This is a genomic window from Frondihabitans sucicola (assembly GCF_030296615.1).
GTDB lineage: Bacteria > Actinomycetota > Actinomycetes > Actinomycetales > Microbacteriaceae > Frondihabitans > Frondihabitans sucicola.
This window is the reverse complement of record NZ_AP027732.1, coordinates 3,393,801-3,417,898: the sequence shown is the minus strand read 5'-3', so window position 1 is coordinate 3,417,898 and position 24,098 is coordinate 3,393,801. Positions and strand designations below refer to the sequence as shown.

The window sequence follows — 24,098 nt, the reverse complement described above, 5'->3', positions numbered from 1 at the left end:
TTTCGCTGAGTTCTCCGGCCCACTGCTGGCCGTGTGGCACCGAGCGCCCTAACGGTCGGGGCCGTGGTTCGACCTCGCCGCGACCGAGGGCCGGCGATCAATTCGCTGCAGGGGTGCCGGAGTGCAACGGCATGGACCAAGCCGAGGGCAGGTGCGCGGGAAGCCGTGAGCGACGGGCCCCTACTTGAAGACGTGCCGCATCCAGGCGGCGATGCCCTCGACGGCGAGGACCGTGACGAGGACGAGGGTGACGAGCGTGGTGACCTGGCCGTGCAGCGTCAGGACGGACGAGGCGTTGGTGAGGTAGAAGCCGACCCCGCTGCCGCCGACGATGCCGAGGAGGGTGGCTGACCGGATGTTCGTGTCGACGAGGTAGAACGAATTGCCGATGAGCGACCGGAGGCCGCGGGGCCAGGTCGCGGCGAAGTACCGCTGGGTGCGGGTGGCGCCGACAGCCGTCAGGGCCCTGTCCGGACCGGGTGGGAGCTCTTCGAAGGAGTCGGCGATCAGCTTCCCGAGGAGGCCGATGCCGCCGAACGCCAGGGCGACGACTCCGGCCTGGTTGCCGAGCCCGGTCACCATGATGAGGAAGATCGCCAGGACGAGCTCCGGGACTCCGCGGAAGACGACTAGGAGCACGCGGAAGACGCTCCGGACGCCCGCGTTCGGTGCGACGGTGCGGGCTGCGAGCGAGCCGAACACGAGGGAGATCACAAGGGAGAGGAAGGCCGCTGCGAACGCGACCTCGACCGTGACGAGGAGCGCCTGACCGAAGTCGGCGAGCGTGTGGCTGCCGAAATTCGGAGGCCAGAAGCTCTGCAGCGTGGGGACGACGTAGCTCCAGGTGATGTCGTCGAAGTCGACCCGCGCCAGCCAGTAGCTCGCGATGACGAGACCCACGGCGACGACCAGCCAGACGGTGTTCCGGACGCGCGTGGCGGTCCAGGGGCGACGCAGCATGGACTCGACGGTCGCACCCGAGCGCGACGGCATCGAAGCGTCGGCCGCGGCAGCCGCGTCGGCCTCGGAGCGGCTCCGGCGCCGTGTCACGCGAACCAGCCGGTCACCGAGCGTCTCCCCGACGGGTTCGACTCCGAGCAGGCTCCGGCGGATGGTCGACGAGACGATCTCGAGGACGACGCAGAGGACGAAGATCACGGCCGCGATCCCGAGGCCGCGGCCGTAGCCCTCGGGGAAGTGCTCGAAGGAGATGCGCATGGCGTACCCGAGGCCCCCACGCCGGCGTATCCCAGGATCGCCGAGCCCCGCAGGTTGATGTCGAAACGGTGCAGAGCCGTCGCGATCCACGATGGCAGCACCTGCGGGAAGACTCCGCCCCAGAACTCCTGGGACCGCGAGCCTCCGGCGGCTCGGATGGCGAGTCGCGGACCGTCGTCGCTGTGCTCGATCGCATCGGCGAAGAGCTTGGAGATCATCCCGACGGAGTGGATTCCGATCGCGAAGATCCCGGGCAGGGGGCTCCCGAGAGCGAAGGTGAGGGAGAACGCGAGGGCGAGGACGACGTCGGGCACGGCCCGGGTGACGACGCCGACGGCGCGGCCCAGCCATCGGAGTCCAGCGGCCGGCGTCGTGTTCTCGGCGGCCAGCCAGGCGACGGGCACGGAGATGAGCGCGGCGACGACGGTTCCGAGGATCACGATGCCGAGTGTGAGTCCGATGAGGTAGGCGAGGTCGGCCGGGCCGGGAAGGCTGATCGGATCCATCTCCTGGAACACCTTCACGGCGTTGGCAACGCTCCCGAGGACGTTGCTCCAGGTGAAGTCGAGCGTCGAGAGCGCGTAGATCGAGAAGGCGAGCATCGCGACGAGCACGAGGAGCGCCGCGAGGCGGGACGGACGGATGAGGCGGGGCGGAGCCGGCGCCTCGGCGCGAGGCAGGTCGGTGGCTGGCGGCGCCTCGAGTGTCGTCACGCCTCGGCGCCCCGGGTCAGAAGGAGGCTCTCGGTCGCGAGCTCGGTCTCGATGGCCCGGAGTTCCGCCGTCGGGGTCACGCGCCCGTAGACCTCCATCACCTGGGATTTCGTCAGGCCGTCGGTCGGTGTGTCGAGGACGACCTCGCCGTGCCGCAGACCGACGATGCGGTCGCCCCAGCCCAGTGCGAGATCGACCTGATGGAGGCTGCAGATCACGGTGAGGCCGTCGTCGGCCGCGATCTCCCGGATGAGCCGCATCACCTGCTCGCTGGACTCCGGATCGAGCGAGGCGACGGGCTCATCGGCGAGCAGGATCTGCGGCTCCTGCATCAACGCCCTGGCGATGGCCACCCGCTGCTGCTGACCGCCGGACAGGAGTTCGGACCGCTCGTAGGCCTTCTCGAGAAGGCCCACCCGATCCAGATGGCCGAGGGCCTGGCGTCGAAGAGCCCGAGGGTAGGTCCAGACTCCGAGGCGGGGGCCGGACAGGCGCGAGAGCGCCCCGGTCAGGACGTTCTCGAGGACGGTCAGAGACGGGACCAACTCGAACTGCTGGAAGATCATCGCGACGCGGCTCCGGAGGGAGCGCAGCGACTTCTGGGACAGCGTCTCGACGCGCTCGCCGAGGACGTCGAGGGAGCCTTCGCTGGGTGATTCGAGCCCGTCGATGTGCCGCAGGAGCGTCGATTTTCCCGAGCCGGACAGGCCGAGCAGCACGACGACCTCCCCGCGCGCCACCGTCAGGTCGACGTCGTGGAGGGCCCTGTTGGAGCCGAACCTCTTGGTCAGACCCGAGATGGTGACGATGGGGGCGGTCGCCGTGCCGTTCATCGGTGCTCTGCTCTCTCGTCGATGCTCGAGGCGGTCAGGAGGCGCACTCGGCGGCGGGAACCTGCGTGCAGATGTCCCGGATCGACTTGTAGTACGAGTCCTTCTCCGCGATCGCTCCGAAGAAGGTCGACGTGAAGCCGTCCGATGTCGAGATACCGGCCGCCGTGATGTCGTCGACGGTGATGCTCTTCATGATCGACGTGAGCTTGGTCTGCTCTGCCGACGGCAGGGCCTTCGAGTAGACGAGAGGCCCGCCGGGAACGTACTGCTTGTCGATGACGGTGACCTGGCCCTTCTTCGCGGCCGCGTCGGCCTCGGTGTCCTCGGCGAATCCGGCGTCGCACTGCTTGGTCGCGATGGACTGCACGGACTTGTCGTGGGCCCCGGCGAAGGACGCGGTGAAGTCGGAGAACTTCGGGTTGCCGCTCGCGTCGGTGCCGGATGACTTCACGCTGAGCCCGGCTTTGCTGAGCGCCAGGAGCGGGAACAGGAAGCCGGAGGTCGAGTTGGGGTCGACGAAGCAGATCTTCTTGCCGGCGAAGTCGGCGAGCTTGGTGATCGGCGAGCCCTTCGGGACGATCGCCTCCGAGTAGTAGCCCGGGTCCTTCAGGCCGGGGGACGAGACGACAGCCGAGGCGACGCCGAGTTTCGCCCCCTTGTTGACGGCCTGCACGTAGGTCAGACCCGAGAACGACGCGATGTCGACCTTCCCGGCGACGGCGGCCGCGATGAGTGCGGTGTAGTCGCTGGTGGGATAGAACTCGACCTTCTTGCCCGTCTTCTTGGCGATGTAGTCCTCGACGGGCTTCCAGTTCGAGTCCGATCCGGCCTGGTCGGGCACCGCTCCGAAGACGAGCGTGTCACTCGACTTGGCGTAGGTGCCCTGGCCGGCCTCGGCGGTCGCTCCGGCGGCCCCGTTCGACGCGGAGCAGCCGGCGAGCGTCGCCACAGCCAGGAGAGCAGCGGCACCGGCGACGATCGCGCGCTTGTTGCTCAGAAAACGCATGGGATTCCCTCTCGGTAGACGCACACGGACGTGATCTGCCACCGTGTGTCGGATCGACCCTAGGAAGGCGAGTTGCCCTGCATCCCGACAGCGGGTGTCGCTGCGGTGAATTGGTCTAAAAATCTAGACAACTTTGGCGAGGAACTCTTCTGCGTCGAGGGTGCGGAAGTCGTCCAGCCTGGCTCGGAGGGTCTCGTGGTCCCAGTCCCACCAGGCGAGTGCTTCGAGTCGCGCGGCGATCTCCGGCGTCTGGCGCAAGCGGATGACGCGGGCGGGGACTCCGGCCACGATCGCGTACGGAGGAACGTCCTTCGTCACGACGGCGCCCGACGCGACGACGGCTCCGTTCCCGACGGTGACGCCGGGCTTGATCTGGGCGCCGTGTCCGATCCAGGTGTCGTGACCGATCGTGGTCCTGCGGGCTCGACGTCGCTCGAAGAAGGCGTGGTCGTCCTCGGCGTCGTCCCAGTACTTGGCGCTCCGGTACAGGAAGTGGTGCAGGCTGGCACGGTCCAGCGGGTGGTCCGTGGCTCCGATCCTGACGGCACTGGCGATGTTCGAGAACTTGCCCACGGTCGTGTTGGCGAAATCGCAGTACCGGTCGCAGTAGCTGTAGTCGCCGAGCTCGACGCCGAGAAGGCGCGTGCTGGCGCCGACTTCCGTGAACCGCCCCAGCACCGTGTCGGTCATGTTCACGTCCGACCCGATGACGGGCTCGCTCGAGAGGAGTGCTGGTCATGATCTCTCCGTTCGCTGCGCCATCGCCGACTCGACGATGGCGATCAGGTGGTCGCCGGCGTCCTGGGCCGTCCCGTCGTTCCGGATCTCGTGATCGACATCGTGACCGGTAGCGGGATCGATCCGGGAGAGGCGCTCCGTGATGTCCGCCACCGACTCCCGACCCCGAGCGCGGAGGCGGGCGGCGCGGACCTCGTCGGACACGGTGACGCGCACCGAGACGACGCGCTCGTAGCGCCCGCGCAGCTCGGGGATCACGCCGCGCGACACGTTCGCCACGACGACCTGTCCGGCGCGGATGGCGCCGTCCGCCGCGGCGGGAATGCCGTAGTCGAGTCCGTGCGCGTGCCAGGTCACGGCGAAGGCGGCACCGAGCCGCGCTCGAATGAACTGCTGCCGGGTCACGGGGAGGTGGTCCTCGCCAGGACCGCCGGGGCGGGTGATGACTCGACGGGGGAAGAACGCGCCCTCCCCACAGCGATCCCGCGCCAGATCGAGCAGGGTGTCTTTGCCGACCCCGCTGGCGCCGGAGACCGCGATGAAGGCGCCGGGGCCGATGAGACCCGTCACGACACCCTCGCGCCTTCACGGAAGACGGCCCGGACGACGGGGACGCTGCGGCCCAGCGGGTGGCGGTCGGTGGCCTCCAGCGTGTGCCGGTGCACTCGGATCAGGTCGGCTCGTCTGCCGATCTCGATCGAGCCTCGATCGTCGAGGCCCACGGCCTGTGCCGGGTTTCCGCTGACGAGCTTCGCGCCGTCGACGAGCGGGTATTCGCCGTCGGCGTCGAGTTGCACGATGGCTTGCAGCGGGCTGGCCGGCACGTAGTCGGACGACAGGATGTCGAGCAGGCCGAGGGAGAGCAGATCGGCTGCGGCGACGTTTCCCGACTGGCTGCCGCCGCGCACGATGTTCGGCGCGCCCATGACGATCAGCTGGCCGTGCTCGCGGGCCGCGCGCGCCGCGATCTCGGTGGTGGGGAACTCCGAGATCATCACGCCGAACGCCGCCGACTCGTCGACGTGTTCGACCGTCGCGTCGTCGTGAGCGGCGAGCGCGACCCCGCGCGCGGACGCCAGGGCGGCGATGGCCTTGCGATTCGGGACCGAGTAGTGCTCGGCGACCTCCTTCAACTCGAGCATGAGCGGTTCGATGCCCGCGGCTGAAACGCGCCCCTTCCCGACCATGTAGCGGCGGAAGGCCTCGACGTCGGCGTACTGGCGCTGCCCGGGCGTGTGGTCCATGAGCGAGGCGAGGCGCAGGGAAGCCACGTCGTCGAACGCCTGGAACTCGGCGATCGTCGCCGGTGCCGCCACCTCGCAGCGCAGGTGGATGAAGTGCTGAGCGCGTGTGATCCCGGCCTTGTCGGCGTGCTCGATGGCGTCCGCCAGGGAGCGGGCGAGATCGGTCGAGTCGTTGCGTCCCTCCTGCGTGCCGATGCGGATCGCGTCGAACACGGTGGTGACGCCGGCTCCGCTCAGCTGCGCGTCGTGGGCGAGGACGGCCGGCACCGCGTCCCAGTGCGTGCCCGGACGCGGCTGCGCGTGCGACTCGAGGTGGTCGGTGTGCAGCTCGACGAGACCCGGCAGCAGGAGATCGCCGTCGAGATCGTCTCCCGCAGCGGAGGGGTCGGACGAGATGTCGGCGATCCTGCCGTCCCGAAGGAGCACGGAACCGTGCAGGATCTCGTCGTGGAGGACGATGCGGGCGTTGGTGAGGACGGTTTCGCGACTCATCGGGTTCCTTCGTGGTCGAGCGTGCCGGAGGTGCGGCGGGTGCGTGCGGGGGAGCGGAGCGAGTGGACGGAGTGCAGCCGGAACGGGGCGCCGGGTTCCGCCTCCGTGAAGAGCGCGAGGGCATCGACGGCCACGGGGCGGCCGAGGCCGCCCGCGAACCACTCCGTGAGCGTCTCGCGGACCACCCGCTGGCGATCCTGCGGGATGCGGTCGGTCACGGTCAGGTGGAATCGGAACTCGTCGAGCACGAACGGGTACCCCCAGCGTTCGAGCAGTTCGCGCTGGCGGGAGGACAGGGCGTCGGGATCGCGTCGCGCGACATCGGCCTCGGAGGCAGGTGCGCGGTAGTCGTCGAAGCGCCTGAGGACCTCGTCGGCGAGCTCGTGCAGGCGAGCCGGGTGGTCGCCCGGCACGAGCGCGAAGAAGCCGCCCATGCGGGCGAGCGCGAGGTCGGGGATCACGACCGGCGCCGTCTCGTCGGCGAAGCGCGCGACGGCGGAGTCGAGCTCGGCGAGGGTGCGACCCGCCGCCAGCCGGAAGGGAGCCTTCAGCGTTCCGTGGAACCCGTACCGACGCGCGTCGACGGTGATGTCGTCGACGGCGTCGCGGCTCCATCCGTCGGGGAGGACGGCGTCGGGCGCCTTACCGTCGACCGCTCGCCCGAGCCATGACTCCGCGCGCTCCTTCACCAACAGGGCCGCAGGATCCTCGGAAGCCGTTCCCGGCGCAGCGTAGATCGCGACCCGACCGGTCATGCCGCCACCACCGGACGCGGTGAGAACGCCTCGACGTCGACGGTGCGGTCGGCGACCCGGTCGCGGACATCCACGTCGTGGAAGATGCCGAGCATGCCGACCCCCTCGGCGCGCTTCTCGCGAATCAGCTCGACGACGGCGTCGCGGTTGCGCGTGTCGAGCGACGCCGTCGGCTCGTCGAGGAGGAGCAGCGGCAGGCGAGGAAGGAATCCTCGAGCGATGTTGACCCGCTGTTGCTCGCCGCCCGAGAACGTCGCCGGCGGAAGCGACCACAGTCGCTCGGGGATGGACAGGCGCGTCAGCATGTCGGCGGCGCGCTCCTCCGCCTGTCCCTGGGGCACGCCCCGCTCGACGAGCGGCTCCGCGACGACCTGCAGCGCTGCCACGCGCGGAACACAGCGGAGGAACTGGCTGACGTAGCCCATCGTGTCGCGGCGGGCGGCCAGCACGGCTCGCGCGTCCGCTGTGGCGAGATCGACCTCGCCGGTCGCCGACCGCAGCACGATGTGCCCCTCGTCGGTGCCGTAGTTGCCGTAGACGAGCTTCAGGATCGTGCTCTTGCCAGCACCCGAGCTTCCGCCGAGGACGACGCACTCGCCGGGTCGAACCTCGAACCGGAGTGCGTCGAGCACGGCGAGCCGCTGGCCGCCCTGCAGATGCATGGTGAAGGTCTTGCCGAGCCCGGAGACGGTCAGGATCGGCACCGGGCCCCTCGAACCGTTGTCGTGCGCGGGCAGTGCGTGCGCGGGCAGTGCGTGCGCGGGAGGCGCGGTCGCGGGGGTCGACGTCGGACGGTTCGCGGTCGGGCGGGTCGAGCTCATGGGCGGATCATCCTTGCAGGATCGAGGAGACGAGGAGTTGGGTGTAGGCGGCGTGCGGGTCGTCCAGCACGCGGTCCGTGAGGCCGGACTCGATGACCCGGCCGTCTTTCATGACGAGCGTGCGGTGCGAGATCAGGCGAGCGACCGCGAGGTCGTGCGTGACGATGACCACCGCGAGTCCGAGGTCGGACACCAGACCGCGGAGGAGGTCGAGCAGGCGCGCCTGCACCGACACGTCGAGGCCGCTCGTGGGTTCGTCCATGAAGACCAGCCTCGGCGACACGACCAGGTTTCGCGCGATCTGCAGTCGCTGCCGCATTCCACCCGAGAACGTCGACGGGTGATCGTCGATGCGATCCACCGGGATCTCCACCCGCTCGAGCCACTCGGCGGCCGCGGCGCGGACCTTCCCGTAGTGCCGCCAGCCGTTGGTCATCAACGGTTCCCCGACGTTGCCGCCCGCGCTGACGTGCATCCGCAGACCGTCGGCGGGGTTCTGGTGCACGAACCCCCACTCGCTTCGCCAGAGGCGTCGGACGGCGCTCTCGCTCAGGTCGGCCAGCGAGGCGACCTGGCCGTCGGACAGGCGGTACCGGATCGATCCCTCAGTCAGGGCGAGCCGCTGCGACAGCGTTCCGAGCAGGGTGGACTTGCCCGATCCCGACTCACCGACGACGGCGAGCACCTCACCCGGCCAGAGGTCGAAGTCGACGTCGCGGCAGCCGAATCGGTCGCCGTAGCGGTGACCGGCGCCTCGCACCTCGAGCAGGGGCTGATCGTGCGTCATGCGAAGACCTCTTCGTTCTCGGCGACCGTGCGCTCGCAGTGGTCGGTGTCGGAGCAGACGAACATCGAAGCGCCCGCGTCGTCGATGATGACCTCGTCGAGGTAGACACCGGTCGACCCGCAGAGGGCGCACGGGTCGTCGAACCGCTGTGGCTCGAAGGGGAAGTCCTCGAAGCCGAGGCTCTCGACGCGCGTGAACGGAGGGACCGCGTAGATGCGCTTCTCGCGCCCGGCGCCGAACAGCTGCAGCGCGGGATTGCCGTCCATCTTGGGGTTGTCGAAGCTCGGGATCGGCGACGGGGCCATCAGGTATCGCTCGCCCACGAGTACCGGGTAATCGTAGGTCTTGGCCACGTGACCGAAGCGGGCGATGTCCTCGTAGAGCTTGACGTACATGAGGCCGTACTCCTCGAGCGCGTGGAGGCGGCGGGTCTCGGTCTCGCGGGGCTCGAGAAGCCGGAGCGGCTCGGGCTGCGGCACCTGGTAGACGATGACCTGGCCTTCGGAGAGCGGCGTCTCGGGAATCCGGTGACGGGTCTGGATGATCGTCGCCTCGTCGGTGCGGGTCGTGGTGCCGACGTGTGCGACACGGGCGAAGAAGCCCCGGATGGAGACGGCGTTGGTCGTGTCGTCGGCACCCTGGTCGATGACCTTGAGCACGTCGTCCTCGCCGATGATGGCGGCCGTGACCTGGACGCCGCCCGTTCCCCACCCGCGGGGCATCGGCACTTCGCGGCTGGCGAAGGGGACCTGGAAGCCCGGGATCGCGACGGCCTTCAGGAGGGCCCGTCGGATCATCCGTTTGGTCTGCTCGTCGAGGTAGCCGATGTTGTAGTCGATCAGCTCCTGGCTCACGCGAGCACCTCCTCCACGGTCGGCACGAGGTCGGACGGGACGGGTTCGGCGTGATCCTGCCGCTCGTGGAATTCACGGTTCAGCCGGCGCACGAGCACGAGCTCGGCCTGGAAGTCGACGTAGTGGGGCAGCTTGAGGTGCTCGACGAACCCGGTCGCCTGCACGTTGTCGCTGTGGCTGATGACGAACTCCTCGTCCTGGACGGGCGACTCGATTCGCTCGTCGAACTCGTCGGCGCGAAGTGCCCTGTCGACGATCGACATCGACATGGCCTTCCGCTCGCTCCGACCGAAGGCGAGACCGTAGCCGCGCGTGAACATGGCCGGGCTGTCAGCGCTCCCGGTGAACTGGTTGACCATCTGGCACTCTGTGATCTCGATCCGGCCGAGCGGCACCGGGAACCCGAGCTCCGGCGCATCGAACTCGACCTCCACCTCGCCGACGCGGATCTCTCCCGCGAAGGGGTGCGTGCTGCCGAACCCGCGCTGGCTCGAGTACGCCAGCCCGAGCAGGAAACCCTCGTCGCCTCGCGCCAGCGCCTGGAGCCGCTCCGCGCGGGTCATCGGGAACACGGTGGGTTCGCGCGTGAGGTCCCCGGGTTCCGTCGCGTCCTGGTCGGGGTGCGCGTCGGGCTCGATCAGCGCGTTGGCCCCCAGGAGATCGGAGACGCGAGGCATCGAGACGCGGTCGCCGTCGGTGTGGTCCGCGAGCTCGGGCCCCTCGGTTGGGGCTTCGGCGAACAGGCGGTGCGTGTAGTCGAAGGTTGCACCGAGCTGCTGGCCCCCGGGCAGGTCTTTGAAGGTGGCCGAGATGCGCCGCTGCGGCGGCAGACCGGTCGTGTCGAGCGCCTCGGAGTAGCCGAAACGTGGCAGGGTCGTGCGGTAGGAGCGCAGCAGGGTGACGGCTTCGAGGGCATCTCCCTGCGCCTGCGACAGCGCTCTGGCCGCCAGTTCGGGATCGTAGAGCGATCCCTCGGTCATGACGCGCGAGACGAGGACGCCGAACTGTCCGGCCACCTGCTCGGTGCTCAGCTCGGGCAGCTCGGCGTCACCGCGGCCTTCCTTGGCGAGGAGCGCGTGCGCGTTGGCGATCGCGCGCTCGCCGCCTTTGACTGCGACGTACATGTCAGGCCTTCCCTGGGGTGGTGTCGATGACGCTGAGGCGGGTGGTTCGGGGGAGCGCCGAGACCGTCGTCGCGTCGACCAGCACGAGGTCGACGCCGCGAGGGAAGAGGCGGTTGTTTTCGCTCCACCGGTCGGCGAAGGAGCCATCGGCCCACGGGGCGTCGAATTCGACCCGACCGTCGATGCCGGGGCCCTCGGCGAGGAAGCGCGCGGGACCGGAAGCGCCACGGACGTCGACCAGGACGGTCGCCGACCGGTGCGGCGCCTCTTCGGTGCCGAGCGCCAGAGTGGCGAGATCCGGCATGTCGGAGAACGGGGTCAGCACGAAGTCGGCCGCTGCGATCTCCGCCACCCGGCGAGCCCCCGTGTGGAACGACAGCCAGGACGACACGGCTTCGTCGTCGCCCACCGGTCCGCCCAACCAGACGCTCGACTCCTCGTCGAGGAGGGTCAGGGCGACGGCGCCGAGGCCGGATCCGAGGAGCTCGGGAGCCTCCGGCGCGCCGCCCACGTGGTAGGCGAGCGACGGGTGCGAGAGCGCGTCGAGCACGGCTCGGAACGCGCGCTGCGCATCGCGGGTCGGATCGGCGAATCCGGCCGCGGGGATCGCCGTGCTTCCGTTCGCCTGCCCGATCACTGGTGCTCCCTGGCGACGGTGAAGAAGTCGACCAGTGTGCTCCGGCCCTCGACATAGCGATTCTCGTCGCGAGCCGACTGGCGCTGCGCCAGGGGAGCGACGACCTCGTCGAGGACGCGCTCGCGCAATCCGCCGTCGAGGAGGAGGCCGTCGAAGACGGCGGCGAGCCGCGCGTGCTCGAGGTCGCCGCCGAGCACGTACGAGCTGCCGAGAGTGTCGGCGGCGAGCGTCGCGCCCTGCAGGCGGACGGTGGCTCGGGTGACGGTGGCCTCGCCGAGGTTGAACTTCGCGCCCCCGGCGTCGATCCGACCTCGCACCATGACGAGGCCGGCCTCCGGACCGCGGATCGCATGGACGACGGGCTTCGGCTGCCATCCGGCCCACGCGGCCGCGAGATCGGCGCGTTCCGCGCCGGCGAGAGTTCGCATCCACGCCTGCCTCTCGGTGATCCGGGGTGCGACCGTGCTGGTCGAGGGTGAGTCTGGCGCCACCGTGTCCTCCGTCAAGTTGTCTATTGATCTAGATAACTTGACCGTACCGGAGATTCGAGCCCAGCACATCCCCGCTCGGCGACACGGAGGCTCACACCGGGTGAACTTTCGGAGAACGGGCCCGGAGCGAGGCACAGTAGAGTGCCGAAAGCATGACTACACAGAGCAGATCCCCGAGCGGGTATTCGGCCTGGCGGCTGATCGCCGACGCCCTCCGCGGCGACATCGTCGGTGGCGTCGTGGCGCCCGGGTCCAAGCTTCCGTCGGAGAGCGAGCTCGCCGCCCGGTTCGACGTGCACCGGCACACGGTCCGGCAGGCGGTCGCATCCCTGGCCGCCGACCACCTGGTCGTCGCCAGGCGCGGCAGCGGGACGTTCGTCGCCGAGCACACCGTCCTCGTCCACCGCATCGGCCTGCGCACACGCCTGACCGACAGCCTCGGACCGCGGGGCGGCGCCGCATCCGGTCGCCTCCTCGAGTCGGCCGTCGAAGCGGATCCGCCGCGCGAGGTCGCCGAACGGCTCCAACTCGCCGGTCGGGCCGCCCTCCGGCTCGAGATCGTCCGCTCCGTCGACGGTCTTCCGATCGCTCGGGGCACCGCGTGGCTCGACGACGAGCGCGTGCCGGGGTTGGCCGACCACTTCGGCCGCGACGGCTCGATCACCGCGGCGCTGAGGGCCACTGGCATCGACGACTACGTCCGCGTCTCCACGACCGTCTCGGGCCGGACCGCCACGACGAACGAGGCCGAAGACCTCGCCCTGCCGACCGGCTCGATGCTGCTCGTCGTGAAGGCTCTCAACACGCTGCCCGACGGCACCCCACTGCTGTACAACGTGACGCGCTTCGCCGCCGACCGGGTAGAACTCGACGTGGAGCACGCGGCGTCCGTCTCCTGAACCACCGGCTCCGCCTCGGCTCTTTGCAGCTCCCCGGGGCGTGACCCGAGGTGCACACATTCCGTCACAAACGGACCACCGGGTAATCCCGCGTCACCGGTCGAGAACGACCGCCGTCGGTTCCGTAGGGTCTCTCGCACGGCCTCCACCGGGGCGCCGTTCACCGAGGAGAACCGTCGTGCTTCGCTACATCTCGCGTCGAGTCGTCTACGCCGTCTTCGTCGTCTGGGCGGCTTACACCGTCACGTTCCTGCTGCTTTATCAGCTCCCGAGCGACCCCGTCTCGATCATGCTCGGCGGCGCAGGCGGCGAGGTCGCCGCCAACGCGTCCGCCGCTCAGAAGGCCCACCTGGCACACGAGTACGGCTTCGACAAGCCGGCCGTCGTCCAGTACTTCGTCCTGCTGGTCCGCGCGTTCCACGGCGACTTCGGACAATCCGTCCAGTCGCACGTCCCGGTCGCGCAGCTGATAGCGGAGGCGTTGCCGTCGACCCTCGCGATCTCGAGCCTCGGGCTCCTCTTCGCGCTCGTGATCGGCGTGGCCATCGCCGTCGGGGCCAACTTCACGCGCAACGCGTTCCTCCGCGGGCTGCTCTTCTCGCTCCCGCCCCTGACCGCTTCCTTCCCGACCTTCTGGGTGGGGCTGGTCCTGCTCCAGGTCTTCTCGTTCCGCCTCGGCTGGTTCCCCGCCGTGGGCAACGGCGGCTTCGCCTCCGTGGTCCTGCCGGCGCTCGCGCTCGCGATCCCGGGGGCGGCGGCGTACGCGCAGGTTCTCGGTCGCGGCATCGAGAAGACCCTCCGGGAGCCGTTCATCGACGTCGTCCGAGCGAAGGGCGCGCAGCGGGCGCGGGTGCACCTCGGCCACGCGCTCCGGAACGCCACGATCCCCGCTCTGACGCTCGTGGGCCTCACCGTCGGCGGCATCTTCGCCGGGGCGGTGGTCACGGAGACGGTGTTCTCGCGGCAGGGCCTCGGGCGTCTGCTGCAGGCCTCGGTCAACACGCAGGACATCCCCGTCGTCCAGATGCTGGTGCTCGTGTCGGCCGTCGCCTTCGCGATCGTCAACCTCGTCGTCGACCTCGTCTACCCGCTCGTCGATCCGCGCATAGCGCGGCCCGCCCACTAGGAGCACCATGACCGAGACAATCTCACCCCTCACCGCGGGATCCCTGGCCCAGCGCCGCCCGCTTCGCGGCCTCCGCTCGAAGACCACGCTCCGACCCGGGCTCGTCCTCGCGGTCGCCGTCCTCGCGATCGTCGCGGCCTGGGCCATCGTGCCGCACCTGTTCACGCCGTTCGACCCGATCGTCGGCGACGGTGCGGTCGCTCAGTCCGCTCCGAGCCTCGCGCACCCGTTCGGAACCGACGCGATCGGGCGCGACCTGCTCTCGCGAGTCGTCTACGGAACCCGCGCGTCGTTGCAGGCGACCGTCATCGCGATCGCCGTCGCGTTCGTCGCGAGCACGGTCATCGGCCTCGTCGCGGGTTTCGTCGGCGGCTGGCTCGACGAGGTCCTGATGCGCATCGTCGACGTGCTGCTGGCCGTTCCCAGCCTGCTCGTCTCGCTCCTGCTGGTGACGGCGCTCGGCTTCGGAACCACGAACGTCGCCATCGCCGTGGGCGTCGGCTCGGTCGCCGCCTTCTCGCGCGTCCTACGTTCCGAGGTGCTTCGGGTGAGAACCGCGCAGTACGTCGAGGCCGCGGAAGGTGCCGGTGCCCGCTGGTGGGATGTCCTGCTGCGCCACGTCCTACCGCACGCGGCGACCCCGATCCTGGGCCTCGTCGCGCTCGAGTTCGGCAGCGCCATCCTGGCGATCGCGTCGCTCAACTTCCTGGGTTACGGCGCGCAGCCGCCGGCGCCGGAGTGGGGCGGCCTCGTCGCCGACGGCCGCAACTACCTCGCGACCGCGTGGTGGATCACGACCATCCCCGGCCTCGTGATCGTGGCCGTCGTCATCTCCACCAACCACATCAGCCGCGCCATCGGGGTACGCCGGTGACCGCCGTCGTCGAGGTCGAGGGACTTTCGATCTCGTATCGCACCGAGCGCGGCCTCACCGAGGCCGTCAGCGACGTCTCGTTCCGCCTGCAAGCGGGGCAGACGCTGGCCGTCGTGGGTGGGTCCGGCTCCGGCAAGTCGTCGACGGCGCACGCGATCGTGGGGCTCCTCCCCGAGAACGCCGTCGTGACGAGCGGTCGGATCACCGTGGCTGGTCACGAGGTGCTGCGTCTCTCGGAGCGGCGCTTGGCGCGCATCCGAGGCTCCGTCGTCGGCCTCGTCCCGCAGGATCCGACCGTGTCCCTCGACCCGGTGCAGACCGTCGGACGGCAGATCGTCGAGGCGCTCATCGTCCACGGCCGTCAGCATCGACGCGTCGCGAGGGCGGAGGCGGTCCGGATCCTGGAGCGCGTCGGGATCGACCAGCCCGCCGTCCGTTTCGGGCAGTACCCGCACGAGCTCTCCGGCGGGCAGCGGCAGAGGGTCCTCATCGGCATCGCGACCGCCTGCGAGCCTCAGCTCGTCATCGCCGACGAGGCGACGTCGGGTCTCGACGTGACGGTTCAGAAGCGTGTCCTCGACCAGCTGGAGACGCTGGCGGCCGAGCAGGGGACTGCCGTGGTCCTGATCACCCACGACCTGGGCGTAGCGGCGGATCGCTCCGACGCGATCCTGGTGCTGGACCACGGGCGCATCGTCGAGGCGGGGGCAACGCCGGAGGTCGTCCGCAATCCGCAGCACGCCGTGACGAGACGCCTCTTCGACTCGGCTCCCTCCCTCGCGGTGCGGTCGGCCGCGGACCGGGTCGAGGACCGGCCGTCGCGGAACTCCGTCGCTGCGGAGGCTCACGATCGCCCGCCGCTGATCGCCGTCCGCGATCTGCGGAAGGAGTTCACGCTCAGCAGCGCCTTCGGCCCCAAGCAGCGGCTCCTCGCCGTCGACGGCGTCGATTTCAGGATTCCGGCCGGCGGCACCTTCGCCCTCGTGGGGGAATCCGGGTCGGGCAAGTCGACCACGGCCAGGATCGTCGCCGGGTTCGAGAAGCCGACGTGGGGAACCGTCTCCGTCGACGGCGAGATCGTCTCCGACCTGGGCGCGGCTGGTCGCCGGACGTTCCGGTCGCGAGTCCAGTTCGTCCACCAGAACCCGTTCGCCTCTCTCGACCCGTCCTTCCGGGTCGAGGACATCGTCGCGGAGCCGCTGCGCTCCTTCCGGGTCGGTACCCCCTCCGATCGGAAGGAGCGTGCCGTCGAGCTGCTCGCGGCCGTCGGCCTGTCGGCCGACCTTGCGCGTCGCCGTCCGGCCGAACTGTCCGGCGGCCAGCGCCAGCGAGTGGCCATCGCGCGGGCCCTGGCGATCGAGCCGGAACTCGTCATCCTCGACGAAGCCGTGTCGGCCCTCGACGTGGTCGTGCAACGCGAGGTGCTCGACCTCCTCGCCGAACTCCGGGAGCGCCTCGGCGTGGCGTACCTGTTCATCTCCCACGATCTCGCCGTCGTTCGTCTCGTCGCCGACACCGTCGGCGTCCTGCAGCACGGCCGCCTCGTCGAGCAGGGTGCCGTCGAGCGCGTCTTCGAAGCCCCGGAGACCGACTACACGCGCGAGCTCCTCGCGGCGATTCCGGGCACCGGATCCACCCTTCGGCGTCCCCTCCTCCTCCCCACCACCACCACCACCACCACCACGAAAGGCACCGCACAGTGAAGAAGTTCATCGCCGGCGTCGGCATCGCGCTAGCGGTCGCCCTCGTCCTGACCGGCTGTTCCGCCGGCTCGACCAAGGCGGGCAGCGACACCGCGACCACCGCCGTCCAGAAGGGCGGCAGCATCACCGTCGGCATCGACGACTGGTGCGGGGCCTACGACAAGCAGCAGACCTCCGGCTGCACCTTCTCGAACATGCAGGTCACTGACAACCTCGTCGATCAGGATCCGAAGACGGGCAAGGTCGTCCCGTGGCTCGCGACCTCCTGGAAGATCTCGAAAGACCTCAAGCAGTACAGCTTCGCGCTCCGCACGGGAGTGACCTTCAGCAACGGCGAGAAGTTCGACGCCACGGCCGTCAAGGAGAACTTCGACTCGATCATCCAGCTCGGCAAGCAGGGCAACGCCTTCCAGTCCTCGGCGTACCTCCAGGGTTACACCGGCACCAGGGTCGTGGACGCGTCGCATCTCGTCGTCACCTTCTCGACGCCCAAGGCCGGTTTCCTCCAGGCCCTGACCGAAGCGCCGCTCGGCATCGTCTCGCCGACGACCACGAGGAGACCGCGACCCAGCGCAACGACGGCGTCATCGGCACCGGTCCGTTCGTCATCAAGCAGGTGGTGCAGGATCAGAAGATCGTCCTGGTCCGCAGAGCCGGTTACGACTGGGGATCGACCGTCCGCGGCAATACGGGCGAGGCGTATCTCACGAAGATCACCTTCCTCGTGATCCCCGAGGCGGCCGCGCGAATCGGCGCCCTCCAGAGCGGCCAGGTCGATGCGATCGCCTACCCGTCGTCGAACAACATCTCCGAGGTGTCGTCGTCGTCGAACGTGTTCACGGCGGCCTCCGCCGGAGTCGTCTACACGCTCTATCCGAACGTGACGAACCCGCTGCTCGCCCAGTTGCCCGTTCGACAGGCGATCCAGCGTTCCATCGACCGCCAGGAGATCAAGAAGGTGACTCTGGACGCCACGGGAACGGCGGCGACCAGCATCGTGTCGCACACGTTCCCGTCGTACACGAATCTGTCGTCGCAGTTGACCGACTCGTCGAAGGCCGTCACGTCGATCCTGACGAAGGCGGGGTGGGCCAAAGGATCCGACGGCATCTGGGCGAAGGACGGCACGCGCCTCTCGGTCGACCTGCAGTACAGCTCGCCGAACTACGAGCAGCTCTTCGAACTCATTCAGCAGCAGCTCAAGGCCAACGGGATCGAGCTGACGCTCAAGCAACTGACCGCCGCCCAGGTGACGGCGAACCAGGCTTCCGGCAACTGGGGGCTGACCTACGGGAACCTGACCCGACCGGATCCCGACGTCTTCCTCTCGTCCTTCACGGCTACGTACTCGAACTTCATCACCAAGGACGTCGACCCGGCCCTCGTGAAACTGATCGACGACCAGTCGGCCGAAGCCGACAGCGCTGAGCGGTCCGCCGACTCGAAGAAGATTCAGAAGCTGATCGTCTCCGATGGCCTCGGGTTCCCGATCGAGGAGGCCACCAGCGTCATCGCCACCAAGAAGACCGTCCACGGCGTCCGGTTCACGGCACCGTGGTGGGCGATCTTCGGCGCCGCTTGGATCGAGAAGTGAGCGGCGTCGAGCGCTCCGAGCGCCGACTCCACCTCGGGATCTCCGTCTCGTCCGCTTGGACGGGCGGAACCGCCTGGAGGCGGCCCGACAGCCGCGTCGAAGACCTGAACGGGGCGCCCCTGTTCATCCAGATCGCGCAGGACGCCGAGCGCGCCGGGCTGGACTTCGTCTTCCGAGCCGACGGACTCCACCTCGACCGCGAGCGGCTCGACCGCCATCCGGGCGGCCTCCTCGATCCGGTGCCGATCCTCGCCGCCATCGCCGCGACGACGTCGAGGATCGGACTCGTCGGAACCGCTTCCACGTCGTTCGACGAGCCCTACAACCTGGCTCGGGCATTCGGCACGCTCGATCTCGTCAGCGAGGGTCGGGCCGGCTGGAACATCGTCACGTCGCAGGTCGGCGAACGGAACTACGGGCAGGAGGAGGTCGCCGACCACGAGGAGCGCTACGCGCGCGCCGAGGAGTTCGTCGACACCGTGCGCGAGCTCTGGGGAAGCTGGCCACGGGAGTCGATCCTGATCGATCGCGAGAACGGGCGGTACGCCGACACCTCGCGGATCCGGCCGATCGATCACCACGGGCGCTTCTTCGACGTCGAGGGGCCGTTGAACATCCCGACGAGTGCGCAGGGTGCTCCCGTGCTCTTCCAGGCCGGCGCTTCCGAGCGTGGGCGTGCCTTTGCGGGCACCCACGCCGACGCCGTCTTCGCGGCGACGGCCGACGAGTCCGTCGCACGAGAGCTGACGAGCGACCTCCACGCCCGAGCGACCGCGGCCGGCCGCCCGGTGGGGTCGCTCGCCGTCCTGCCCGGCGCGCACCTCTACATCGCCGACACGGACGCCCAGGCGCAGGCCCTCTACCGCGAGATCCGAGCCGACGACGACATCGTCGACGGGTACGAGCGGCTCGAGCGCACGTTCGGGATCGACTTCCGCGGACTCGGGCTCGACGATCGGGTGCCGGCGGAGTTCCTCCCCGCGGTCGGCAGTCTCCGCACGTCGCAGACGCACGCCGAGCGATTCCGTGCCCTGTTCGTCGACGAGGGGCTGACCCTCCGGACCGTCATCCGCGACCACGTCCTCACGGGCGCCGGCCACTGGCGGATCGTCGGCTCGCCCGAGCAGGTCGCCGACGCCATCGCGCATCGTTTCCTCACCGAGGCGGACGACGGCAACGTCTTCATCCCGGGGGCGTACCCGGAGACGTTCCGGCTGTTCTTCGAGGCGGTGGTTCCCCTCCTGAAGGATCGCCGGCTGTTCCGGCGCGAGTACGAGGGGACGACCCTGCGCGAGCACCTCGGAATCCGGCGCCCCGCCCTGGGGTAGACGACGGGAGCCGGTCTCCGGCGCGCGGCCGCGAGGGAAGGCAGCAAAGCCGCACTCGCTGCTCCATCATGGACGCATGCGAAGGAGCACGGCGGAGGCCACCGACGGCCATCGATCTCTGCCGAGCGCGGTCGTGGGCGTGTCGCGTCGCCGCGCCGTGATCCTGCTCGTCGGCATCCTCGTCGGTTTCTCCGTGGTGGCGGCGTGGAACTTCGGCAACGCGGGCTTCTCGGGCTTCTCCTCGACCGCCGCCCGAAGCATGAGCGTGAGTTGGAGGGCCTTCTGGTTCGGCGCGTTCGACCCGGCGGCCTCCATCACGCTCGACAAGCTGTCGGGATTCCTCGTCCCGCAGGCGCTGTCCGCCCGGCTCTTCGGCTTCCACGCGTGGTCTCTGGCGCTTCCCCAGGTCGTCGAAGGCCTCGTGACGGTCGTCGTCGTGTTCGTGATCGGCACCCGGTGGCGGGGAGGAGCACTGGCCTGCTCGCGGCGCTCGCCTTCGCCGTCACTCCTCTGATGGTGTCGATGTTCGGGCACACGATGGAAGACGGCCTTCTCACGATGAGTCTCGCTCTGGCGTTCGCCTCGTTCCAGAAGGGCGTCGTGACGGGGCGAACGCTGCCGTTCGTGTTCGCCGGGCTCTGGATCGCCGTCGGCTTCCAGGCGAAGATGCTGCAGGCGTGGTTCATCGTGCCGGCGCTCGTCATCGCCATCGTCGTGACGACGGCGCCGCCCCGGGTACGGCTTCTGCGCGCGTTCCTGCTCGGTGCTGTCACGGTTGCGGCCTCCCTGTCGTGGATGGGGATCGTGCAATTCGTCCCGGCGGCCGATCGCCCTTTCTTCGACGGCAGCGTCTCGAACGACGTGTTCGCGTCGGTCTTCGGTTACAACGGACTCGATCGCTTCGTTCCGGGAATCGTGCCGGGTGCCGCCCCCGCGTTCTCCGCCTCCGTGATCGCGCCGGGAGCCGACGGGCGGAGTCCCTTCAAGCTCCTGCTTCCCGCGTTCACGACGCAGGTCGGCTGGTTCTACCCGCTCGCGCTCCTGGGCCTCGTCACGGCGGCGGTGCGACTCCGGTCCGGCGCGGCACCACCTTCCCTTCGGGCGGTCGACACCGAAGCGGCGTCGGCACCGCTCGTGATCGGTCTCGGCGGGTGGCTCGTGACCGCCGCCGCAGTCCTCACGGTCGCTCCCGTGCCCCACACGGCGTACCTGGCGGCCGTGACCGTTCCGGTCAGTCTCCTCGCGGCCATCGCCGTGGGCGACGCCGTCATGGCGGCGCGGCGGGGGCGACCAGCGTCCCTCCTCGTCGTGATCGCCGCGGAGACCCTGTGGACGGTCGGGATCCTCGTCGGGACCGGGCTGAGCCCCGCCTGGCTTCTCGCCTTCGTCTCCGTTTGCGGCGCAGCGGCCCTCGTTCTGGCGGGATCGACGCGAGCCGGCCCGTCGACGCTCGCCTCGGTCGCCGCGGGGCTGGCGATGCTCGCGGCGCCGGGGGTGTGGACCGTCTCGACCGTGGACCCGGCCCTCGCGGGCACGGCGAACGACGCCTACGCCGGACCGCGCGTCGGGACCGTCCCCTACTTCTTCCAGACGGATGCGCCCGAGTCCGAACGCCGGTCGTTCAGCCGATTCGCCCTGCTCCCGCCCGACTTGTCGCAGCCGGGTCCGCAGCTCACCGACGAGCAGCGGAACCTCGCGGACTTCGTCCGACGATCTCCCGGACACGACGGCGCACCGCTGTTCACGACGAGTACGTGGCAGGACGCAGAACCCTACATCCTGGCGGGAGGCCTCAACGTCAGAGCCCTCGGTGGCTACTCGGGCGCTGTCCCGTCGCCGACCCTCGCGAGCATTCGGCGCGGGGTCCGGCAACAGGCCACGTCGTACTTCCTCTTTCCTGCGAGATCCCCGACGGGCAGGATCCCCGACACGGAGTCCCAGCGGATCGTCGCGTGGGTCACCGGTCGCTGCAGCTACGTCCCCGACGACGTCTACGAGGGGGCGACGACCCTTCCCGGCCAGTCGCTCTGGGCCTGTACCCGGGGCACCTGAACGCCGTGCGCGACGGCGTCGTCGACCGGCGCGCCATCGGCGGGACACGAGCGCGCGAACGTGGCACGATTGCGCGATGGAGACGTTGGTCGAATCGGTGGGTTCTCGAGTGAAGGGGCGTGTCGTTTTCGTGACGGGGGCCGGGAACGGGATCGGCCGGGCCTGTGCGATGCGCTTGGCCAGCGAGGGCGCCCGCGTCGTCGCGGCCGACCTCGACCTCGATGCTGCCACGACGACGGTGGCGGGCCTCGCCCAGCCCGAAGCGCACCTGCCGCTGCTCCTCGACGTGACCGACACCCGATCCGTCCAGGACGCGTTCTCGCGAGCCGCCGCCCACTTCGGGCAGCTCGACGCGCTGATCAATGTCGCCGGCGGGGACGTGCCCCATCCGCCCTTCGAAGACACGGACGATCCCGACTGGGAACGGACGATCGACCTCAACCTCCTCGGAGCGATGCGATGCTGCCGGGTGGCGATCGCCCATCTCAAGCAGAGTTCCCTCAGCCCGGCCATCGTCAGCGTCAGCTCCGTCAACGCTCAGATGGCGCTGGGCGGAGAAGCGTATTCCGCCGCCAAGGCGGGCCTGGTGTCGCTCATGCAGAACTTGGCCGGCTCCCTCGCCCCCTTCGGCATCCGGGTGAACACGGTGTCGCCCGGAACGATCCGGACCAGGGTCTGGGACGGCCAGCCGGGAGGAGCGGACCGGCTCCGCGCTCTCTATCCGCTCGGGCGCGTGGGCGAACCGGAGGACATCGCCGCGGCGGTCGCGTTCCTGGCGTCGTCCGACGCCGCCTGGATCACGGGCCATGTCCTCCCGGTCGACGGCGGCCTGCTCCGCGCGGTCACTCCCATCCCCCGATGATCGTCCCGGCCTCCGCGAGCCCACGGGTTCGGGACATGACCCCGACGGGCCCCGGCGCGATGGCGGCAGCCTTCTTCGAACTCGGGTGGAACAAGCCTCGTTCGCAGTTCGACACGTACCTGGAGGAGTATCGATCGGGCGAACGGCACGTGTTGGTCGTCGACGTCGAAGGCGCCTTCGCCGGCTACGTCACACTCGTGTGGACTTCACGGTACGAGCCGTTCGCGGCCGCGGGGATCCCCGAGGTGTCGGACCTCAACGTTCTTCCAGGGTTTCGCCGCCACGGCCTCGGTAATGCCTTGCTGGACGCCGCTGAAGCGCTCGCCGGGACTCGATCCGATGTCGTCGGCCTCGGCGTCGGGCTTCTCGCCGACTATGGTCCGGCGCAACGAATCTACGTCCGCCGCGGGTACGTCCCCGATGGCCGCGGGATCATGTACGACGAGCAGCCCGTCGGCTACGCCGAGCACATTCCGATCGACGACGACGCGACCCTCAAGTTCACGCTCGCCCTCCGCTGAGGCCGATCCGACGGCTCGACTCAGCGTCGAACGACGACTCGCGTGGTCGAGATCGATCCGTCGAGCGCTCTGGTCAGGCGCCGCGTGTCGACCTTGGGGTGACGGCTGCGGGGGATGCAGTAGAGGAGCCAGAGGAATCCCGTGACGAGGCAGAGGAGGACGTTGACGCAGAAGGGCAGACCGAGCCGGCGTTCGAGCAGCACCTCGTCGGGAGCGGTCTCGGTGACGCGGTAGCCCAGGTCGGTCCACTTCGTGACCTCGGCATCGATGTCTTCTGCAGCCTCGACGGTCGATTTCGGTCCTGTCGAGGGCGGGGCGGCGGCGGAGCGCGAGAAGACGCACGCGCAGTTCGAGCCGAAGGGGCACGTCTTCGCTGCCGGACCCGGTGCCGAGGTCGACGAGGGCGCAGGGGTGAGAACGATTGGCAGCCGGCTCATGTCGCAAGCCTATTGTCGCTCCCGTCATATTCCGTCATTTCGGTGCGCAGACGCGCGATGGACCTAGTTTCAGACGATGACCCCCGGCCTCGCTCTCGCGGCTCTCCTCGCGCTGGTCGCCGTCGCGACCCTCGCGGGCCTCGTCTGGCTGAAGACGACGGGTCGTGTCCGCGTTCGGAGCGACGATGCGGTCACCGTCGTCCGGCCGGTCGACGTCGAGACGACCCGGGCGTTCGGAGAGCGCGCCACGCTGCTCCAGTTCTCGACCGAGTTCTGTACGTTCTGCCCCGCGACGAGGCGGCTCCTGACGAGCCTTGCCCGGCAGCGGGACGGCGTGGTCCACGTCGACGTCGACCTCACCCGTCTGCCCGAGGTGGCGAGGCGGTTCGCTGTCCTTCAGACGCCGACGACCCTTGTTCTGGATCACCGCGGAGCCGTCCGCGCCCGGATCGGCGGTCCGCCGAATCCGCGCGCGCTTGAATCGGAACTCGCCCGACTGCTAGGAGAAGACCATGTCCACGCCTGAGGCAAGCCGGGGGATCGACCCTCGTTCCCCGCGATTCGGTGCCGGGATCACGGCGGTGCTGCTCCTCGTCACCGTGTATCTGGGCCTGATCGGCGCGTCCGTCGCGGCCGTCGTGATCCTGCTCGTTGTCGCCCTTCTCTTCGGCTGGGGTGCTTTCGCCGGCATCCGCCGTCATCCTTACGGTGCCGTGTACCGACGTCTCCTGCGGCCGCGACTCGCGCCCCCGACCGAGCTCGAGGACCCGCGGCCTCCGACGTTCGCGCAGGCCGTGGGGCTCGTCATCACCGGCATCGGCGTCGTGCTGGGCCTCGTCGGCCTGGCCTGGGCCGTGCCGCTCTTCGCTGCGTTGGCGTTCGTGGCGGCGTTCCTCAACTCCGTGTTCGGCTATTGCCTCGGCTGTCGGCTGTACCTCTTCGGGGTCCGGGCCGGTCTGCTGGGCCGAGCTCAGCGGACGTAGCGCGCG

The 24,098-nt window shown here is 69.6% G+C and carries 26 protein-coding genes and 2 pseudogenes; 13 read left to right on the top strand and 15 right to left on the bottom strand.

Translation table 11 applies throughout. From position 1 onward, the window contains the following. Positions 1-180: 180 nt before the first annotated feature. The 14 genes and pseudogenes from QUE79_RS17620 to phnG form a co-directional block, all read right to left on the bottom strand. Complete coding sequence (locus QUE79_RS17620; protein ID WP_286344203.1) at positions 181-1,218, bottom strand: PhnE/PtxC family ABC transporter permease; 1,038 nt, start codon at positions 1,216-1,218, stop codon at positions 181-183. Then, complete coding sequence (locus QUE79_RS17615) at positions 1,155-1,931, bottom strand: PhnE/PtxC family ABC transporter permease (protein ID WP_286344202.1); 777 nt, start codon at positions 1,929-1,931, stop codon at positions 1,155-1,157. Before QUE79_RS17615 ends, QUE79_RS17620 begins: the two co-directional genes overlap by 64 nt. Continuing rightward, positions 1,928-2,764, bottom strand: a complete 837-nt coding sequence (phnC, locus tag QUE79_RS17610; protein WP_286344201.1) for a phosphonate ABC transporter ATP-binding protein — start codon at positions 2,762-2,764, stop codon at positions 1,928-1,930. Before phnC ends, QUE79_RS17615 begins: the two co-directional genes overlap by 4 nt. A 34-nt stretch (positions 2,765-2,798) precedes the next feature. Continuing rightward, positions 2,799-3,770: a phosphate/phosphite/phosphonate ABC transporter substrate-binding protein gene (locus tag QUE79_RS17605; protein ID WP_286344200.1), complete on the bottom strand. Its 972-nt coding sequence runs from the start codon at positions 3,768-3,770 to the stop codon at positions 2,799-2,801. Between the two features lie 123 nt (positions 3,771-3,893). Further along, positions 3,894-4,487: pseudogene (locus QUE79_RS17600) on the bottom strand (DapH/DapD/GlmU-related protein); the annotation flags it as partial. 18 nt (positions 4,488-4,505) lie between these two features. Next, positions 4,506-5,078, bottom strand: a complete 573-nt coding sequence (gene phnN / locus QUE79_RS17595) for a phosphonate metabolism protein/1,5-bisphosphokinase (PRPP-forming) PhnN (protein ID WP_286344199.1) — start codon at positions 5,076-5,078, stop codon at positions 4,506-4,508. Further along, positions 5,075-6,244, bottom strand: a complete 1,170-nt coding sequence (locus QUE79_RS17590) for an alpha-D-ribose 1-methylphosphonate 5-triphosphate diphosphatase (RefSeq protein ID WP_286344198.1) — start codon at positions 6,242-6,244, stop codon at positions 5,075-5,077. The genes phnN and QUE79_RS17590 overlap by 4 nt, the downstream gene beginning before the upstream one ends. Beyond that, positions 6,241-6,999 (bottom strand): DUF1045 domain-containing protein, encoded by a 759-nt coding sequence (locus tag QUE79_RS17585; protein WP_286344197.1) that lies wholly within the window; start codon positions 6,997-6,999, stop codon positions 6,241-6,243. Before QUE79_RS17585 ends, QUE79_RS17590 begins: the two co-directional genes overlap by 4 nt. Then, a complete protein-coding gene (gene phnL, locus QUE79_RS17580; RefSeq protein ID WP_286344196.1) occupies positions 6,996-7,820 on the bottom strand; it encodes a phosphonate C-P lyase system protein PhnL in 825 nt (274 codons plus the stop codon). The genes QUE79_RS17585 and phnL overlap by 4 nt, the downstream gene beginning before the upstream one ends. 7 nt (positions 7,821-7,827) lie before the next feature. Further along, the gene (phnK, locus tag QUE79_RS17575) at positions 7,828-8,607 is read right to left on the bottom strand and encodes a phosphonate C-P lyase system protein PhnK (protein ID WP_286344195.1); all 780 of its coding nucleotides are present in this window, start codon (positions 8,605-8,607) and stop codon (positions 7,828-7,830) included. Further along, entirely contained in the window at positions 8,604-9,461 is an 858-nt protein-coding gene (locus tag QUE79_RS17570; RefSeq protein ID WP_286344194.1) for an alpha-D-ribose 1-methylphosphonate 5-phosphate C-P-lyase PhnJ, read from the bottom strand. The genes phnK and QUE79_RS17570 overlap by 4 nt, the downstream gene beginning before the upstream one ends. Beyond that, positions 9,458-10,585 carry a carbon-phosphorus lyase complex subunit gene (locus QUE79_RS17565; protein ID WP_286344193.1) on the bottom strand — a complete coding sequence of 376 codons (1,128 nt, stop codon included), beginning with the start codon at positions 10,583-10,585 and terminating at the stop codon, positions 9,458-9,460. The genes QUE79_RS17570 and QUE79_RS17565 overlap by 4 nt, the downstream gene beginning before the upstream one ends. Position 10,586: 1 nt before the next feature. Next, entirely contained in the window at positions 10,587-11,222 is a 636-nt protein-coding gene (gene phnH, locus QUE79_RS17560; RefSeq protein WP_286344192.1) for a phosphonate C-P lyase system protein PhnH, read from the bottom strand. Beyond that, positions 11,219-11,713 (bottom strand): phosphonate C-P lyase system protein PhnG, encoded by a 495-nt coding sequence (gene phnG, locus QUE79_RS17555; protein ID WP_286344191.1) that lies wholly within the window; start codon positions 11,711-11,713, stop codon positions 11,219-11,221. Before phnG ends, phnH begins: the two co-directional genes overlap by 4 nt. Before the next feature lie 152 nt (positions 11,714-11,865). Between phnG and phnF the strand changes: the two genes are divergently transcribed. The 11 genes and pseudogenes from phnF to QUE79_RS17505 all read left to right on the top strand — a co-directional run bounded on the left by phnF (position 11,866) and on the right by QUE79_RS17505 (position 22,672). Further along, a complete protein-coding gene (gene phnF, locus QUE79_RS17550; RefSeq protein WP_286344190.1) occupies positions 11,866-12,612 on the top strand; it encodes a phosphonate metabolism transcriptional regulator PhnF in 747 nt (248 codons plus the stop codon). 178 nt (positions 12,613-12,790) lie between these two features. Beyond that, entirely contained in the window at positions 12,791-13,738 is a 948-nt protein-coding gene (locus QUE79_RS17545; protein ID WP_286344189.1) for an ABC transporter permease, read from the top strand. A gap of 7 nt (positions 13,739-13,745) precedes the next feature. After that, positions 13,746-14,612, top strand: coding sequence for an ABC transporter permease (locus tag QUE79_RS17540; protein WP_286344188.1), 867 nt, complete (start codon positions 13,746-13,748; stop codon positions 14,610-14,612). Then, positions 14,609-16,315: a dipeptide ABC transporter ATP-binding protein gene (locus QUE79_RS17535; RefSeq protein WP_286344187.1), complete on the top strand. Its 1,707-nt coding sequence runs from the start codon at positions 14,609-14,611 to the stop codon at positions 16,313-16,315. Before QUE79_RS17540 ends, QUE79_RS17535 begins: the two co-directional genes overlap by 4 nt. Positions 16,316-16,509: 194 nt before the next feature. Beyond that, positions 16,510-16,842 (top strand): annotated as a pseudogene (locus QUE79_RS25795) (ABC transporter substrate-binding protein); the annotation flags it as partial. A 59-nt stretch (positions 16,843-16,901) separates the two neighbouring features. Further along, positions 16,902-17,909, top strand: coding sequence for an ABC transporter substrate-binding protein (locus QUE79_RS17530; protein WP_350271723.1), 1,008 nt, complete (start codon positions 16,902-16,904; stop codon positions 17,907-17,909). Beyond that, positions 17,906-19,237, top strand: a complete 1,332-nt coding sequence (locus QUE79_RS17525) for an NtaA/DmoA family FMN-dependent monooxygenase (protein WP_286344186.1) — start codon at positions 17,906-17,908, stop codon at positions 19,235-19,237. Before QUE79_RS17530 ends, QUE79_RS17525 begins: the two co-directional genes overlap by 4 nt. A 76-nt stretch (positions 19,238-19,313) precedes the next feature. Further along, the gene (locus tag QUE79_RS17520; RefSeq protein WP_286344185.1) at positions 19,314-19,751 is read left to right on the top strand and encodes a hypothetical protein; all 438 of its coding nucleotides are present in this window, start codon (positions 19,314-19,316) and stop codon (positions 19,749-19,751) included. Then, positions 19,694-21,289 carry an ArnT family glycosyltransferase gene (locus QUE79_RS17515; RefSeq protein ID WP_286344184.1) on the top strand — a complete coding sequence of 532 codons (1,596 nt, stop codon included), beginning with the start codon at positions 19,694-19,696 and terminating at the stop codon, positions 21,287-21,289. Before QUE79_RS17520 ends, QUE79_RS17515 begins: the two co-directional genes overlap by 58 nt. A 76-nt stretch (positions 21,290-21,365) precedes the next feature. Beyond that, positions 21,366-22,151 carry an SDR family NAD(P)-dependent oxidoreductase gene (locus QUE79_RS17510; protein ID WP_286344183.1) on the top strand — a complete coding sequence of 262 codons (786 nt, stop codon included), beginning with the start codon at positions 21,366-21,368 and terminating at the stop codon, positions 22,149-22,151. A 35-nt stretch (positions 22,152-22,186) separates the two neighbouring features. Next, entirely contained in the window at positions 22,187-22,672 is a 486-nt protein-coding gene (locus QUE79_RS17505) for a GNAT family N-acetyltransferase (protein WP_286344182.1), read from the top strand. A 20-nt stretch (positions 22,673-22,692) separates the two neighbouring features. Here QUE79_RS17505 and QUE79_RS17500 read toward each other — a convergent pair whose 3' ends face one another. Beyond that, positions 22,693-23,109: a hypothetical protein gene (locus QUE79_RS17500; RefSeq protein ID WP_286344181.1), complete on the bottom strand. Its 417-nt coding sequence runs from the start codon at positions 23,107-23,109 to the stop codon at positions 22,693-22,695. A 76-nt stretch (positions 23,110-23,185) separates the two neighbouring features. Here QUE79_RS17500 and QUE79_RS17495 point away from each other — a divergent pair, with 76 nt between their 5' ends. Together QUE79_RS17495 and QUE79_RS17490 are read left to right on the top strand one after the other, a co-directional pair. Then, a complete protein-coding gene (locus QUE79_RS17495; RefSeq protein ID WP_286344180.1) occupies positions 23,186-23,635 on the top strand; it encodes a TlpA family protein disulfide reductase in 450 nt (149 codons plus the stop codon). Further along, positions 23,622-24,092, top strand: a complete 471-nt coding sequence (locus tag QUE79_RS17490) for a DUF4395 domain-containing protein (RefSeq protein ID WP_286344179.1) — start codon at positions 23,622-23,624, stop codon at positions 24,090-24,092. The genes QUE79_RS17495 and QUE79_RS17490 overlap by 14 nt, the downstream gene beginning before the upstream one ends. Positions 24,093-24,098 lie beyond the last annotated feature (6 nt).

Excerpts from the sequence above, each read along its gene's own strand:
- phnF (WP_286344190.1), top strand. The coding sequence starts at position 11,866 with ATGACTACACAGAGCAGATCCCCGAGCGGGTATTCGGCCTGGCGGCTG.
- QUE79_RS17540 (WP_286344188.1), top strand. The coding sequence starts at position 13,746 with ATGACCGAGACAATCTCACCCCTCACCGCGGGATCCCTGGCCCAGCGC.
- QUE79_RS17505 (WP_286344182.1), top strand. The coding sequence starts at position 22,187 with ATGACCCCGACGGGCCCCGGCGCGATGGCGGCAGCCTTCTTCGAACTC.
- phnK (WP_286344195.1), bottom strand. The coding sequence starts at position 8,607 with ATGACGCACGATCAGCCCCTGCTCGAGGTGCGAGGCGCCGGTCACCGC.
- QUE79_RS17585 (WP_286344197.1), bottom strand. The coding sequence starts at position 6,999 with ATGACCGGTCGGGTCGCGATCTACGCTGCGCCGGGAACGGCTTCCGAG.
- QUE79_RS17520 (WP_286344185.1), top strand. The coding sequence starts at position 19,314 with ATGCGAAGGAGCACGGCGGAGGCCACCGACGGCCATCGATCTCTGCCG.
- QUE79_RS17490 (WP_286344179.1), top strand. The coding sequence starts at position 23,622 with ATGTCCACGCCTGAGGCAAGCCGGGGGATCGACCCTCGTTCCCCGCGA.
- QUE79_RS17500 (WP_286344181.1), bottom strand. The coding sequence starts at position 23,109 with ATGAGCCGGCTGCCAATCGTTCTCACCCCTGCGCCCTCGTCGACCTCG.
- QUE79_RS17510 (WP_286344183.1), top strand. The coding sequence starts at position 21,366 with ATGGAGACGTTGGTCGAATCGGTGGGTTCTCGAGTGAAGGGGCGTGTC.
- QUE79_RS17565 (WP_286344193.1), bottom strand. The coding sequence starts at position 10,585 with ATGTACGTCGCAGTCAAAGGCGGCGAGCGCGCGATCGCCAACGCGCAC.
- QUE79_RS17620 (WP_286344203.1), bottom strand. The coding sequence starts at position 1,218 with ATGCGCATCTCCTTCGAGCACTTCCCCGAGGGCTACGGCCGCGGCCTC.
- QUE79_RS17605 (WP_286344200.1), bottom strand. The coding sequence starts at position 3,770 with ATGCGTTTTCTGAGCAACAAGCGCGCGATCGTCGCCGGTGCCGCTGCT.
- phnC (WP_286344201.1), bottom strand. The coding sequence starts at position 2,764 with ATGAACGGCACGGCGACCGCCCCCATCGTCACCATCTCGGGTCTGACC.
- QUE79_RS17590 (WP_286344198.1), bottom strand. The coding sequence starts at position 6,244 with ATGAGTCGCGAAACCGTCCTCACCAACGCCCGCATCGTCCTCCACGAC.
- phnL (WP_286344196.1), bottom strand. The coding sequence starts at position 7,820 with ATGAGCTCGACCCGCCCGACCGCGAACCGTCCGACGTCGACCCCCGCG.
- QUE79_RS17495 (WP_286344180.1), top strand. The coding sequence starts at position 23,186 with ATGACCCCCGGCCTCGCTCTCGCGGCTCTCCTCGCGCTGGTCGCCGTC.